This is a genomic window from Brevibacillus borstelensis, assembly GCF_003710865.1.
Taxonomy (GTDB): Bacteria; Bacillota; Bacilli; order Brevibacillales; family Brevibacillaceae; genus Brevibacillus; species Brevibacillus borstelensis.
This window is the reverse complement of the sequence record NZ_RHHO01000026.1, coordinates 16,086-29,833: the sequence shown is the minus strand read 5'-3', so window position 1 is coordinate 29,833 and position 13,748 is coordinate 16,086. Positions and strand designations below refer to the sequence as shown.

The 13,748-nt window shown below is 52.2% G+C and carries 12 protein-coding genes; 10 read left to right on the top strand and 2 right to left on the bottom strand.

Annotated features, from left to right (window positions below; all coding sequences use genetic code 11):
* Positions 1 to 90: 90 nt before the first annotated feature.
* Positions 91 to 1,803 (top strand): methyl-accepting chemotaxis protein, encoded by a 1,713-nt coding sequence (locus EDM54_RS13195; protein WP_003385637.1) that lies wholly within the window; start codon positions 91 to 93, stop codon positions 1,801 to 1,803.
* Positions 1,804 to 1,913: 110 nt separating this feature from the next.
* Here EDM54_RS13195 and EDM54_RS13190 read toward each other — a convergent pair whose 3' ends face one another.
* Together EDM54_RS13190 and EDM54_RS13185 are read right to left on the bottom strand one after the other, a co-directional pair.
* Complete coding sequence (locus EDM54_RS13190; RefSeq protein WP_122958319.1) at positions 1,914 to 3,401, bottom strand: NCS1 family nucleobase:cation symporter-1; 1,488 nt, start codon at positions 3,399 to 3,401, stop codon at positions 1,914 to 1,916.
* Between the two features lie 168 nt (positions 3,402 to 3,569).
* Entirely contained in the window at positions 3,570 to 5,330 is a 1,761-nt protein-coding gene (locus tag EDM54_RS13185; RefSeq protein ID WP_122958318.1) for a UbiD family decarboxylase, read from the bottom strand.
* 245 nt (positions 5,331 to 5,575) lie between these two features.
* Here EDM54_RS13185 and EDM54_RS13180 point away from each other — a divergent pair, with 245 nt between their 5' ends.
* The 9 genes from EDM54_RS13180 to EDM54_RS13140 all read left to right on the top strand — a co-directional run bounded on the left by EDM54_RS13180 (position 5,576) and on the right by EDM54_RS13140 (position 13,556).
* Complete coding sequence (locus EDM54_RS13180; protein WP_122958317.1) at positions 5,576 to 6,166, top strand: GNAT family N-acetyltransferase; 591 nt, start codon at positions 5,576 to 5,578, stop codon at positions 6,164 to 6,166.
* A gap of 84 nt (positions 6,167 to 6,250) precedes the next feature.
* Complete coding sequence (locus tag EDM54_RS13175; protein ID WP_024984181.1) at positions 6,251 to 6,661, top strand: DUF3054 domain-containing protein; 411 nt, start codon at positions 6,251 to 6,253, stop codon at positions 6,659 to 6,661.
* A gap of 335 nt (positions 6,662 to 6,996) precedes the next feature.
* Positions 6,997 to 7,356 carry a hypothetical protein gene (locus EDM54_RS13170; protein ID WP_122958316.1) on the top strand — a complete coding sequence of 120 codons (360 nt, stop codon included), beginning with the start codon at positions 6,997 to 6,999 and terminating at the stop codon, positions 7,354 to 7,356.
* Entirely contained in the window at positions 7,334 to 7,969 is a 636-nt protein-coding gene (locus EDM54_RS13165) for a thiamine phosphate synthase (protein WP_122958315.1), read from the top strand. The genes EDM54_RS13170 and EDM54_RS13165 overlap by 23 nt, the downstream gene beginning before the upstream one ends.
* Positions 7,966 to 8,646: a thiamine phosphate synthase gene (gene thiE, locus EDM54_RS13160; RefSeq protein WP_024984182.1), complete on the top strand. Its 681-nt coding sequence runs from the start codon at positions 7,966 to 7,968 to the stop codon at positions 8,644 to 8,646. The genes EDM54_RS13165 and thiE overlap by 4 nt, the downstream gene beginning before the upstream one ends.
* A 57-nt stretch (positions 8,647 to 8,703) precedes the next feature.
* The gene (locus tag EDM54_RS13155) at positions 8,704 to 9,615 is read left to right on the top strand and encodes a hypothetical protein (RefSeq protein ID WP_003385628.1); all 912 of its coding nucleotides are present in this window, start codon (positions 8,704 to 8,706) and stop codon (positions 9,613 to 9,615) included.
* Positions 9,616 to 9,692: 77 nt separating this feature from the next.
* Positions 9,693 to 9,983 (top strand): antibiotic biosynthesis monooxygenase family protein, encoded by a 291-nt coding sequence (locus EDM54_RS13150; protein ID WP_003385627.1) that lies wholly within the window; start codon positions 9,693 to 9,695, stop codon positions 9,981 to 9,983.
* 164 nt (positions 9,984 to 10,147) lie between these two features.
* Positions 10,148 to 11,905 carry an aromatic amino acid hydroxylase gene (locus EDM54_RS13145; protein WP_122958314.1) on the top strand — a complete coding sequence of 586 codons (1,758 nt, stop codon included), beginning with the start codon at positions 10,148 to 10,150 and terminating at the stop codon, positions 11,903 to 11,905.
* A gap of 133 nt (positions 11,906 to 12,038) precedes the next feature.
* Positions 12,039 to 13,556: a two-component system sensor histidine kinase NtrB gene (locus tag EDM54_RS13140; RefSeq protein ID WP_031932847.1), complete on the top strand. Its 1,518-nt coding sequence runs from the start codon at positions 12,039 to 12,041 to the stop codon at positions 13,554 to 13,556.
* Positions 13,557 to 13,748: the final 192 nt, after the last annotated feature.

Here is a 13,748-nt window from a genome sequence, read left to right as displayed (position 1 = left end):
TCGACTTGTCCATCCTCCTTTGGTAGAATTAGACATTATTCGACCATTTTCAGCAATTATGATTATAAAATAAGGAGATGGCCTCAAGACATGAAACTTTTGCGCAACATGCAGACACGGACAAAGCTAATGAGTCTGGTTATTTTGATGAGTGTTTTCTTGGGAGGAGTAGGGGCTACTGGCTACTACAATTTAATGAAAGCGGAAACACGGATGTCCACGATGTACCAGGATCAGCTGTTGCCGATCAAGTGGGTGAACGAGCTCCGCACAGAGACAAGACAGATCGAGGCAATTATGTATAAAATGATGCTGGAAACGAGCCCTTCCAAACAAAGAGATTACAAACAGCAGTACCAGGACCTGGTGGCGGAGTCTGATGCGTTGCTGGCAAAGCTTCAGGAGTCTGCAACTTCAGAACAGGAGACAGAAATTCTGGAAACGCTGAAGACGCTGTTGGAAAAATACCGGGGCGATCAAAAAGTCGTGATCCATTTGGTAGAAGAAAAAAATCCGGACGAAGCCTTTGCTTTCTTCCGTGCGACGGAATCGACGCTGAACGGGATTAACCAAGAGCTAAAATCCTGGGCAGATTACAATTCCGCAAGAGCAGAAGAAACGAATAACGTAAATACCGCAGAGGCGAAAGCCGTAGAAATTACGATGCTCGGAATCGCGGTGCTTGCGATTGTCCTTGCGCTCAGCGTCGGATTTGCCATCGCCCGGATGATCGCCAACCCGCTTCGCGACGTCGCTTCCAAATTGGAAGAGCTCGCTAGCGGAAATTTGGCAGTGAAGTCAGTTGAGTATACAGGGAAAGACGAAGTCGGGACGCTGGGATTGGCCTTCAACCGACTTGTATCTGAGCTGCGTCTCCTGATCGATCAGGTAAAAGTGGCGAGTGAACAGGTAGCGGCTTCCTCCGAGGAGCTCCATGCGAGCGCAGAGCAGACAGCGAGAGCGTCAGAGCAGGCAGCTGCTGCCATCGAGGAGATCGCTTCCGGGTCAGAGGTACATACACTTCGCTCCCAGGAAGGTGTACGCGTCATGGAGGAGATGGCCCTGGCTGTACAACGTATCGCCGAAACCTCGGGCTCCGTCTCCGAATTCTCCGGACAAGCCGCCCAGGAAGCAGAGCAAGGCAATGAACGCATTCAGTCCGCAGTCGATCAGATGACCGCGATCAATGAAGCAGTAAGCCGCGCTGCCGAAATGGTGCAGCTGCTAGGTGTCCGCTCCGAGGCGATCGGAGAGATCGTTCAGGTCATTACGGGAATCGCTTCCCAAACCAACTTGCTCGCGCTGAACGCTGCCATCGAAGCGGCCCGTGCCGGCGAACAAGGCCGCGGCTTTGCCGTTGTGGCTGACGAGGTGCGAAAATTGGCTGAGCAATCGGAAGAGTCTGCCCGCGAGATTGAGAGATTGATCCAGGATATTCAAAATGAAACGGCACAGGTTGTGAATGCAATTAAACAAGGCACCCGGGAAGCGGAAACGGGCAGTGTGATCGTCCGTGAGGCAGGAGAAGCCTTCCAGCGCATCGTCTCTTCATCGCAAACGATCGCTGAACAGATTCAGGAGGTATCCGCGGCGACCGAACAAATGTCGGCAAGCATACAGCAAGTCGCCTCCTCGATGGATGAAATGAACCGGTTGGCGCAGGAGGCTTCCGACCATACGCGCGGTGTTGCCGCGACATCAGAGGAACAGCTGGCGTCCATGCAGGAAATCACCAACTCCAGTGAAAATCTGAGCAAGCTTTCCCATGAGCTGCAATTGTCCATTAGCCGGTTTAAAATGTAAAGATCAGCAAAAGAGAAGCTCCGCCAAATGAACGGCGGAGCTTTTATTACGTCACTTTTTACGCTAGCGCAGCAGTAGAATGCATTTCATCGGGAAGTATGCACATTTAATTAGGAAGCATGCGCCTCTGCCTTGGCGGTAATCTTCTCGTAATCCGCCTGGCTTATCAGGCTGGAGCTTCGTTTCATAAACCAGGTGTAGAAGATCAGGGAGACGAACAATCCGATCGTCCAGGCATTATCCCAGATGAACCCTAATCCGGGAATGAGCCTGCTGACAAAAGGAACAGCAATCCCGAGCAGCATGGCCCAGATGGCATTCCAGTTATAGCCGCCCCTGTACGAGTAAATTCCGTTTGTGCGATACAGCTCCGTCAAGTGAATTCGCTGTTTGCGGACCAGCCAGTAGTCTGCGATCGCGATGCCGTCTATCGGTCCCAGCAGAGCGGCATAAGTTCCGAGCCACAGGAAAATATAATTGCCGAAATTATCCAAAATATACCATGGCTGCATAACGAGTGCGACGACTCCGGTAATGATTGCGCCAGCCCCAAAGCTCATTTTGCGCGGGGAAAGGTTTTCGATGGCCCGTGCAGGAGCTACGACGTTCGCGGCAACATTGGTCGTCAGCGTGGCCAGGATGATGCCAATTGTTCCAAAGAAGATGGCAAGCGGAGAGAACTTCGCGAGGACGGCCGCAGGGTCCCAGATCGCTTCCCCAAAAATGACGACGGTAGCAGAGGCAACAGCGACCCCGATAAAGGAGAAGCCTCCCATGGTCGTCGGCAGCGCTACGGATTGACCGGCAATTTGAGCTCGCTGGCTCTTGGCGTATCGGCAAAAGTCGGGAATATTCAGCGCCATCGTTGCCCAGAAGGCAATGGCACCGGTAAGGGAAGGAAAGAAGACTTTAAAAAACTCGCCAGCGGTTGTAAATTTGGAGGGAGCCGAGAGCATCGGTCCCCAGCCGCCAGCTTTTGTCAACGCCCAAATCAGCAGGGCGAGGGACATGATGATCAACGTCGGAGCAGCCCAGAACTCCATCTTTTTAATCGCTTCAGGTCCTCTGTAGGCGATCCAGACGTTTAGCGCCCAGAACCCGAAAAAAGCAATCCAGGTATGGCCAGGCACATTGCCCCAACTGCTCATGGACATCAGCAGGGTATCGATAGCGGTCCCGCCAAACCAGCAGTTGATCCCAAACCAGCCCGCGCCGACAAGACCTCTCGCTACGGCAGGAATGTGTGCCCCTTTGGAGCCAAACCAGAGACGGGCGTAGACCGGATACGGAATCCCGAATTTTGTGCCCGCATGGGAATTAAGGAGAATAGGGATAAGGACGATACAGTTGCCCAGGATGATGGTGATGATCGCCTGCCACCAGTTCATGCCGAGGGCGATTAATCCGGCCGCGAGCGAGTAGGCGGGCAAGCAGATCGACATGCCGATCCACAAGCTGGCAAAGTTGTACGAAGTCCAGTTGTGCTCAGCCATCGTGGTTGGCCGCAGCCCATCGTTGAACAGAGGGCTGTCTTTGATCAGATTTTCGCCTTCCTTGGTCAGGGTGACGATGCCGTCCGAATCCACCTGGGTCTTCATGAATAACTCCCTCCTTTATAAAGAAAATAGGAACCGACCAACATAAGCGTTGCTCGGATACAAGATGCTACATTATATTGGACAGTCCGACGAGAAATGACAGAATTTTCTCACATAAAGAAACCAGAAAAGCACCCGGCATGATTGCTCCGGGTGCTGTGGTGCTTGTTATTTCGGAAAGTATTCCTTCCATCTTTGATCGACGAGCTTGGCAATATCCGGGTGAGTCTCCACTTCGTCGGGGTAGAATGGCTTCATTCGCGCATCGACTACCAGCGGACCTTCATAGCGAATCTTGTTGCGGGAAATGGTCGCTTTTGCATATAGATCATGAGCCGGATCAAAGCGGGTGAAGACGGTCCATAAAAACTGGCTTTGGTCATTTGCAATCGAGGCATCATCGACGATGCAGATCATCGGCCACTCTTTGCAATGCTCGTTTACGTACGGCAGAATTTCTTCGCCAAACTGCGGATTCTCCTCAAAGGACGGACCGGAGATGACGAGACATCCGCCGCAGAACAGTTGGATCCGGGAAGTATTCGGGATGCCTTCCCCCTTGTATTCTTTGGGCAGCTCCCGAACAGGGTCTCCGATCCCCAGCATGATCCCTTTTGAACCATGGTTGAATTTCCGGCCGGTATAATCCAGTGTATCGCCGGACGTATCGTTGACGATCAGCAGATCGCGCTCCGGCTGGAAGCGGGCAAGAACGATTTCCATAAAATTCCTAAAATTAGCCAAATCGCAAGGGACATCCGTGACCATCAAAAACTTGGTCAGCGTCAATTGTCCTTCGCCCATGATCCGGAAGGCATGAGCCATCGCTTCCTTATAATAGCTTTCCCGGACGATCGCCCCTGCGAGAGCGTGAACCCCGGTCTCACAGTAAGCCCAGATCGCTTTGACGCCAGGCATGACGACAGGGAACAGCGGAGAGAGCAGGCGCTGCAGGTACTCGCCGATATAGTAGTCCTCCTGACGCGGCTTCCCGACGACTGTAGCCGGGTAGATGGCATCCTTGCGGCGGAACATTTGTTTTACTTGAAATACCGGGAAATCATGCGTCAGCGAGTAATAGCCGAAGTGGTCTCCAAACGGCCCCTCCGGTCTGCGGACATGCGGTGGAACTTCTCCCGCAAAAACAAACTCGGCATCTGCAACGATGCGGTGCGGATGGTTGGGCACCTCCACCATCTTCAATTTATCTCCCATTACTAATGAAGCAAAGACAAGCTCCGGCACCATCTCGGGCAGAGGAGAGATCGCGGACAAAATGAGGGCGGGCGGTCCGCCGATCGTCAGCGAAACAGGCAGCGAGCGATTTTGTTTTTCCGCTTCGTAGTAATGAAAACCGCCGCCCTTGTGGATCTGCCAGTGCATGCCTGTCGTATTTTTGTCGTATATCTGGATGCGGTACATCCCCAGATTGTGCTGCTTTGTCTCTGGATGCTCGGTGTAAACGAGCGGAAGCGTAACGAATGGACCTCCGTCCAGATGCCAGCTCGTCAATGCAGGCAACGCTGTCATATCGACTTCTGTTGTACTTACTTGGGTGACGGGAGCCTGTCCTTGGGATACCGTCTTCGTACCGGTACGCATCACTTCCAGCAGAGGCGACCGCAGCTCCCACAATCCGGAGAGCGAAGGCGGCATCAGCTTGTCCAACCCGTGAACCAGGTCTTTTACAATCGTTTCCGGTTTTGGACCGAATGCCATGTCCACACGCTCGGCTGTGCCGAACAGGTTGGTCACGACCGGGAATGTTTTTCCTTTTACATTGGTGAACAGGAGTGCAGGTCCTTCCTCCTGGATGACCCTCCGGTGTATCTCAGCCAGCTCCAGATTTGGGTCCACTGGCGCGTCAATCTCGATTAACTGCCCGTGCTGGCGCAGTTGTTCCATAAACGAACGCAGATTTGCGTGCATCTTTCCTAACCTCCACATCCCCTTAATTCCTCTTCTAACTGTACACGAACGCCCCGTTTGAATCTACCTTTTTCCCACTTGGGTTGTGACGAATTCTTTTCTGACCGTGTTCTGCTGTGCCGCCCTTTTATTCTCGCATTCTAGCATCGTCTTGACAAAAGTGAGCGTCGCCATTATCCTTGGAAAAATTTAAAAGGACTGTTCTGTTATACGCAAAAGGCAGAACAGCAAAGGAGCGAGTTTGTATGCTGCAAATCAGTCCAATCACCCTCGAAGGAAAGCAGGTTCGTCTGGAACCGCTGGACACCAGGCATTGCGAAGGTGTATTTCAGGCAGGGAATTACGAGGAGATATGGAGCTATATGTCAACAGTGATACGACAGCCCGAAGACGCCCAGCGTTTTATCGAAACGGCGCTGGAGAACCAGGCGAGCGGAACAGAGCTGCCTTTTGCGATCGTCAGGAAGGAAGACGGACAAGTAATCGGCAGCACCCGATTTTTGAAAATCTCGAAAAAAGACCGCGGGCTGGAGATCGGCTATACGTGGCTGACGCCCTCCGTCTGGAAGACGAAAGTAAATACGGAGTGCAAATGGCTGCTATTGCGTCACTGTTTCGAAGAGCTCGGTTGCATTCGCGTCCAGCTGAAAACGGATGCCCGCAATGTAAATTCCCAACGGGCCATCAAAAGAATCGGTGGCGTTTACGAGGGAACCCTGCGCAATCATATGATTGTCCGCGACGGGTATATTCGCGATTCGGTCTATTTCAGCATTTTGGACAGGGAATGGCCGCAGGTGGATCAAAAGCTCCAAATGTTGCTGTTTGGTGAATAACGGGCAAAACGGATTGTGGATGGACGAGAGAGATGTGTACAATGAGCGTGTCACCATCTAAATAGGAAGAGTTGAGGATTGTTCATGAAACGGATACACGCTCCGGCCGGTTACGTCCTGCTCGCAGGCGATCTGGCCGCCTTTTTGCTGTTTACGTATTACGGAAAGCTGGCGCACGGACTTCCGGCCACTGCATCAGGGATCATGGAAACGCTGGCTCCGTTCCTCTTGGCCTGGATATTGGTCGCGCTGTTTTTCCATCCGTATCGGCGCCACTCATTGGAGAAGGCGGGCAAGCAATTGCTTAACGTCCTGCTCATGTGGACGATTGCGGCACCCATCGGTCTGGTCATTCGTACACTCTGGCTGGGAACACCGCTCACCTGGCTGTTCGCCGCCGTTGCGTATTTTATCATGCTCGCCTTTTTGCTGGGCTGGCGGATTCCGTTTGCCATCGTCTACGCCCTCATTCGCCGGCCGTCCCGGACCCTTTGATTAAGCAAGTCCTGCCTCCTGATAAAAGCGCCTTTGACAGGGGACGCTACCAGTTGATGCTTGTAAAGGGAGGTGGGCACATGGGCAAGAACAACAACAGCAAGGATCTGGGCAAACACCGTGGAAAAACGCTGGATGAGCACGATAAAAACACCAACCTGCGTCAGTCCAACCACAACGACCGCAACAAACCGTAAATGAAAACCGTGCGAGCCGAACGAGTGTAAACGGCTCGCATTTTATTTGCTGAAAAGCGACACCGTGAAATTCTGTCTGACGAAAAGAATGTGCTATAATAACCAGAGTTTCGCTTTGTTTTTATGGAGGGGAAAATCGTGACCGAACCGTTGCAGGATGTACAACCTTTTACGCTGTCCACACAGGCCTTCCTCATTTTGTGCCGGTTGATGGACGGATGCTACGATGATCTGCGCGAGCAGGAAAATACGAGAGACTTGATAGAATCCATCGCCGATATACTGCTGGCCGGGGTGCAAAAGCTGGAAGAGCAGGAACAAAAACCGCGGACCGTGACGTTTCCGCTCAGCTTGCCGCAATCGTTCTTTTTGCGCAGACTGGTTGCCGAGATGGTCGCTCGCATGCCTGAAGAGCAAAATGAAAAAACAGCCAAATGGCTGCAGGAGTGTCTGACGGTGCTGTCTGGAGGCGGACATGGGCAAGCTGTACAAACCTGAGCTGCACGTCATAACGAGCGGACGACAGGAGCTCGACGAGGTGCTGCGCATGGCCGAAGCCGCATACAGCGGAGGAATGGATCGGCTCCATATTCGGGAAAAGCACCGTACGGCTCGCGAAATCATGGAGTGGGCGGAGGCCTTGGCGGGAGTCATGCCACGCGAAAGCATCCTGATCAATGACCGCGTCGACGTGGCAGCAGCCGTCCAATGCTGCGGGGCACATCTCGCTTACCACAGCTTGCCGGTCAAAGCGGCCAGAAGAGTACTGTCGCCCGGGCAAAAGGTCGGGTGCTCGGTGCACTCTATGACAGAAGCAATGGAAGCCGCCGAGCAAGGGGCGGACTACGTTTTGTACGGCCATATTTTTCCCAGTCGTTCCAAACCGGGTTTGGCTCCCAGAGGGACGGGGGAATTGAAAACCATCGTCGAAGCGCTCTCTATCCCGGTGATCGGGCTTGGCGGGATCAAGCCCGACAATGCAGGCCAGGTGCTCGCGGCGGGCTGTGCTGGCATTGCGGCGCTTTCAGGAATAACAGATGCAGCAGACGTGAAGCGAGCTGCCCGCTCATACAGGGAAGCGCTTGACAGGTGGAAGGGGGAAACGGGATGAGAAACACAGAGCGATTGCGAGAAAAAATGGGTGTCTATTTTGTCGTAGGAACCCAGGATTGCGGATATTCGGCCGCGCGTACGCTGGAAATCGTCGAGCAAGCCCTGAAAGGGGGCGCGGGTACTTTGCAGCTCCGCGATAAAGGAAGCAAATTGACCCGCGAAGAGAAGGCTCGGCTTGGAGCCGAAATGAAGCGGCTTGCCCATCAATATCAAGCCATTTTCTTCGTCAATGACGATGTTGACCTGGCGATTGACCTGCAAGCAGACGGCGTTCATGTGGGTCAGGATGACATGCATCTAAAAGACGTACGTGCCCTGGTGGGAGAATCGATGTACATTGGCGTATCTGCGGGTACAGTGGAAGAAGCCAGGGAAGCGATGGCAGGTGGAGCAGACTGTATCGGCGTTGGTGCCATGTATGCCACAGCGTCCAAGGCGGATGCAGGAGAACCGATCGGTCCTGCAGGACTGGGGCAAATACGCGAGGCGGTGGGAGGGTCGCTGCCGATCGTAGGAATTGGCGGGATTACGCTGGAAAATGCTGCTGCTGTTCTGGCTGCCGGAGCGGATGGCGTGGCCGTGATCAGTGCGATCAGCAAGGCCGCATCTCCCGAGCAAGCGGCTCGTGAACTGAATGAAGTCGTCAATCGTACGAGGAACGGACAGCCACGCTGACACATAACGTACCATAGACAGACCGGGAACTTGAACCTGGCGAGGGAGGTGGAACAGATGAAACATCGAATTTACCGGATTGGCTATGAATGGGTAAGCAAACGAGAGTTATTGGAGCGCCTCCAGCTGACGGATTGTGCGCTTGTGGAACATAAGCGGCTTGCCCCTGCCGAAGATCACCCCGATACAGAGAGCGTGACGCCTGAAGAAGAACGGCATGCCGCCCTGGTTCGGTATCAAAAGCGTCCTGGCGAGTGGATCACGTTCAACGGATTGTATGAGATTCTGAATCGAGAGCCTATTCCCTGGATTGATTCACCGCTGGAGTACCATCTGTTCGGCACTGAGCTGATCCCCGGCAATATTCGCAGGGAAAAGGCGCCCCAGGCTCGAATACCGGCAAGGACCAAGCTGCAGGTAGCCGCTATTCGTCAGGAGACGGTTTTTGTCACGGTTCCGGGCCATCCTTCGAGGCGCTATGAGATGTCGCTATCCCATGCCCGATTTGCGAAGGATACGCCCACGGAGCTGGAGCTGAAGCTGCAAGTGTTTGCATTTCCGCCCAGACAGGATATCCTCGTTGACTGGCTGCTGAAGGAAGGGCGAAAGTCGGGTATTATTACCAGACCCAATCAGGAGCGTGTTGAACGATCAGCCTTTCAGGTGTGGGATGAGCTACGCCAGGAATACGGAATCAGCGTAAGCGCGGCTCTGCTGGCGATCAAGCAGGCGCTGGTCGTACTTGATCGAGCAGGTGTCGAAACAGATTTTCCCTATCCGATACACGAGCTGTCCGACCTTTCCTTATCCAATGACGACGAGCGGGATGCATTCTACTCTTATCACGCCGTGCGCTGTTCGATTGCTGCGGTCGCATCGCTTTTGACCACAGATCCCAAGGACCCGCTTCAGGATATTCTTTTGGTCGATATCATGCTGGAGCAACAAATAAACCGCAGGCGCCCGTAAGCTGCCTGCGGCTTTTTGGTTCCTGGAGCGCTTTTTTGTATAATAGGTTTGATCAGGTTGGAAAGGGGTGCAAGTACATGTATGTATCGATGAATCGTTTGACCGTACCGTCCGACTATCGGGCTCACCTGGAAAAAGCCTTCAGTGAGGGCGGCGAGCGGATGAAAAATGTCCCGGGATTCCTGGAGTTCCTGTTTCTGGCGCCTACCCAGGGCGATGAGTATACCGTGTTTACCAAATGGGAAAGCGAGCAGGATTTCCTGAATTGGACACAGAGCGAGGCGTTCAAACGCTCGCATGCAGGCAGCAATCCGAACAGCCCGGTCAAGTCCGAGCTGCGCACCTATCAGGTAAAGGCATCTTCGTAAATGTACAGGCATTCGTTTGCGCATAAAGCAGGCGGATGCCTTTTTTCATTCAGATAAGTTTTGCAATAAACATTCTTTGCACAATTTGTAACCTGATCATGATATGATAAGGTGAGTCGAGAAAACGCTTACATGGTTACTATCCTGATAAAGGGGAAGTGAGTATGAGTCGCGTAGAACCTGATTTTTCTCTCGTTCAAGTACCTATTCACCTGAAGGAATTTGTAGTGGAGCAAGATTACGAACAGTACACGCCAATTGACCACGCTGTATGGCGCTATGTCATGCGGCAAAATCATCATTATCTCGGGCAGACTGCACACAGCGCCTACCTGGAGGGGCTGCGGCTCTCTGGAATCAGCGTAGAGCGAATCCCCAACATCCGTGAGATGAATGAATGCCTGGCAAAGATCGGCTGGGGGGCTGTCACGATTGACGGTTTCATTCCGGCTGTCGCTTTCTTTGATTTTCAAGCACATCGCATCCTGCCGATCGCGTGCGATATTCGGCAATACGATCATATTGCGTATACGCCGGCACCGGACATCATTCATGAGGCGGCAGGTCATGCTCCGATTATTTTGGATGAGACGTACCGTTCCTATTTGAAAATATTCGGGGAAATCGGGTCCCGCGCGCTTTCCTCCAAGGAAGATTACGAGTTGTACGAAGCGATCCGCTACCTTTCCATTGTAAAAGAAGACCCGGAATCCACTGAGGAAGTCATCAGACAAGCCGAAGAGGAGCTGGAGCGCAAAGCAAAGGCGGTCCAGAATGTTTCCGAAGCAAATGAGCTGGCGCGTCTGTACTGGTGGACAGTCGAGTACGGCTTGATTGGCGATTGTGAAAATCCTCGCATATACGGTGCCGGTCTGCTTTCCTCTGTCGGTGAGAGCATCAGCTGCTTGCAGGATGATGTAAAGAAAATTCCGTTTTCGCTGCAGGCGTGCATCGAGACCGATTATGACATCACAAAACCGCAGCCGCAGCTTTTTGTATGCCGCGATTTCCAGGAGCTGATTGACGCGATTTTGGAATATTCCAAGCGCATGGCGCTGAATGTCGGCGGGACGGAAAGCTTGATCAAGGCGAGAAACATGCCGCAAACGACGACGGCCGTTTACAGCTCAGGGCTGCAGGTTAGCGGCATCTTGGCGGAGCTGGAATTTGACAGCCAAGGAGAGGCGGTCTACCTGAAAACAACAGGGCCGTCCGCGTTGGCTGTCGGAAATAAAGAGCTGCCAGGCCACGGCAAGCAATACCATGCCGAGGGCTTTGGCTCCCCAATCGGCCGGTTGGCGGGGGAGAGCACACCTTTGGAGTGCTTTACGGATGAACAATTGCAGGAAAAAGGAATCGTGCCCGGAAAACGTTCTATCCTGTCATTTGAGTCCGGTCTCCAAGTGGCGGGAGTAGTCCGTTACATTCTCCGGGAGGGAGGACGGCTTGTGCTCATCGGCTTCGATGAGTGCACTGTGACGTATCAGGACAAAACGCTTTTCCAAGCAGAGTGGGGGACGTTCGACATGGCGGTAGGGGAGCGGATCGTTTCGGTTTTTGCCGGGGCTGCCGACAGGGAAGCCTTTGCTACAGGTACACACAAGCCATCCGTGATATCGGCCAGACAGTCCAGCTACTCACCTGAGCAAATCAGACTGCATCAGCTGTATCAACAGGTCCGAAACATCCGGGAGAAGCAGCAAGCTTTTGATCGCGATACATTGCTCACGATCCTCGATGAGCTCGACGCCGACTATCCGGAAGACTGGCTGATTCGCTTGGAGCTCCTGGAAATCCTTTATCGTCAGGCCGGGACGGAGCATGAACAAAGCAGGCTGCATTCCGTCTTGGAGAAGTTGAAGGATGCAAATCCAGACCAAAAGCAACTCATCGTGAACGGGCTTCAACTGCTCGGATTGTAAGAACCAAAAAAAGCGGCGTGAATTGTCCTGATTGGGTGGTCACGCCGCTTTACATTCCTTCATGTTTATGGAATAAATAGGGTATGAATGTTTTCTCAAATATAGAAACAAAAGACAAAGGAGCCGGTAGAGAGTGAAAAACCGGATAAGAAAGCACTTAACGAGACTGGCCCCTGAGTTGGCGGCCAAAACGTATGGGTTTCTGTCTGATCATAACCGAATCTCTGCATTAGTATTAGAAGACCGTTCGTATACGTTGTCTCGGTTGGAAACGTTCATTCTGAGCTTGATCGAATACATACATACAGGCGATCGCGTGAAGGTGGAAAAAGGAGCAAGAGAAATTGCGATCCATCGTTCCAAACAGGGAATTTCTCTGGCATGTGTATTGGAACGGATACGCATGTGCCGGGATACTTTGCTGGATCAAATGGAGCAAGATGCGCATTATTTCATATTTACAGAGGAAGAGCGACTGGAACTGTATCAGATTCGATTGGATCTCTATCAATTTGTAGACAGCTTGATTGATATGTTTATTCACATTTTTGAAACGGAAGAAAGTCAGCGTGAAAAGGAAATGCAGACCGGCACTGCGACGCGCGAGCGGTTTTCCGAAGTGGCGGAACAGGAATTGGTTCAGCTTGTTCTGCAGTCGACCGATATCGCGGTGCTGATTATCGATCGCAACCTAAGAATTGTTGAAGCCAACTACTCCTTTGCGGAATTGCAGCAAGTGGAACGTCAGCAGATTATCGGTACGCACATAGATGAGACGTTTCGTCCCAGAGAAAATGAAAGGTTTGTTCAATGGGTCATCGAACGCGGCCAATCCGGACATTACGTCGCGGAGATTAACGGTACACTGACAACCGTCAGTACAAGTCCGATTTATCACAGGGGTGAGTTGTGGGGAGCGATTTCAGTCCTTAGAAACATCACCGACGCCAAGCGCTACGAGGAGGAGCTGACCAAGCGGGAAGCACTCGCGGCGGTGGGGCAGCTCGCTGCCGGCATGGCCCATGAAATAAGAAATCCCCTGACATCAATCAAAGGGTTTATCCAGTTATTGCGCGAACAGACGGAGACACGGCAGAACACCTCGTATTTTTCGGTGATATTGACTGAAATTGAGCGAATTGACGGATTATTAAACGATGTCTTGGTTCTTGCACGCTACCGGGACGACAAAATTGCGGCTGAGCGATTTCTGATCATGGATGAGGTTCTCGGCGTCATCCGTTTGCTCGAGCCAGAGTCCAACAGACGGGGGATTCGACTGGAGCTGAATTGGTCCGGTGATGAATGGTACATTTACGGGTATAGGGCACGCATCAAGCAAGCGGTCCTCAACATCCTCAAGAACGCGATGGAGGCAATCGCGACCAAGGGGTCTATCGTGGAAGTCTCGGTGTACGCGTCGATTAATCAGGTCGTCTTGACCGTCGAAGATGACGGTCCCGGTCTGGAAGATAAGGTATTAAAAAATTTATTCGTTCCCTTTTACACGACCAAGCCTGACGGGACCGGACTTGGGCTGTCCACCACACAGCGAATCATCCTCGACCACGGAGGAGAAATTTTCGCGGAGAACTCCCTGCGTTTGGGAGGGGCACGCTTTGAAGTAAGGCTTCCAATTTCAAATGGGTAATAAAGACAAATGATTCATGTACAAATGAGGCATTTGTCTTTTTTTCCTTGCATTTGAAAGGGACAGCACTCATAAGGATTTACGCTTGTCAGTATTATATAGAAAACGAGCATGATTCAAACAGTTATTGTTTACGTAACATTTATTATGTAAAAGAAATGGTAACGTTTTAAGACAAAGTGCCCGTTTTGC

Coding starts and splice junctions, on each gene's coding strand:
- EDM54_RS13145 (WP_122958314.1), top strand. CDS start 10,148: ATGAGTCGCGTAGAACCTGATTTTTCTCTCGTTCAAGTACCTATTCAC.
- EDM54_RS13195 (WP_003385637.1), top strand. CDS start 91: ATGAAACTTTTGCGCAACATGCAGACACGGACAAAGCTAATGAGTCTG.
- EDM54_RS13165 (WP_122958315.1), top strand. CDS start 7,334: ATGGGCAAGCTGTACAAACCTGAGCTGCACGTCATAACGAGCGGACGA.
- EDM54_RS13185 (WP_122958318.1), bottom strand. CDS start 5,330: ATGCACGCAAATCTGCGTTCGTTTATGGAACAACTGCGCCAGCACGGG.
- EDM54_RS13180 (WP_122958317.1), top strand. CDS start 5,576: ATGCTGCAAATCAGTCCAATCACCCTCGAAGGAAAGCAGGTTCGTCTG.
- EDM54_RS13155 (WP_003385628.1), top strand. CDS start 8,704: ATGAAACATCGAATTTACCGGATTGGCTATGAATGGGTAAGCAAACGA.
- thiE (WP_024984182.1), top strand. CDS start 7,966: ATGAGAAACACAGAGCGATTGCGAGAAAAAATGGGTGTCTATTTTGTC.
- EDM54_RS13190 (WP_122958319.1), bottom strand. CDS start 3,401: ATGAAGACCCAGGTGGATTCGGACGGCATCGTCACCCTGACCAAGGAA.
- EDM54_RS13150 (WP_003385627.1), top strand. CDS start 9,693: ATGTATGTATCGATGAATCGTTTGACCGTACCGTCCGACTATCGGGCT.
- EDM54_RS13175 (WP_024984181.1), top strand. CDS start 6,251: ATGAAACGGATACACGCTCCGGCCGGTTACGTCCTGCTCGCAGGCGAT.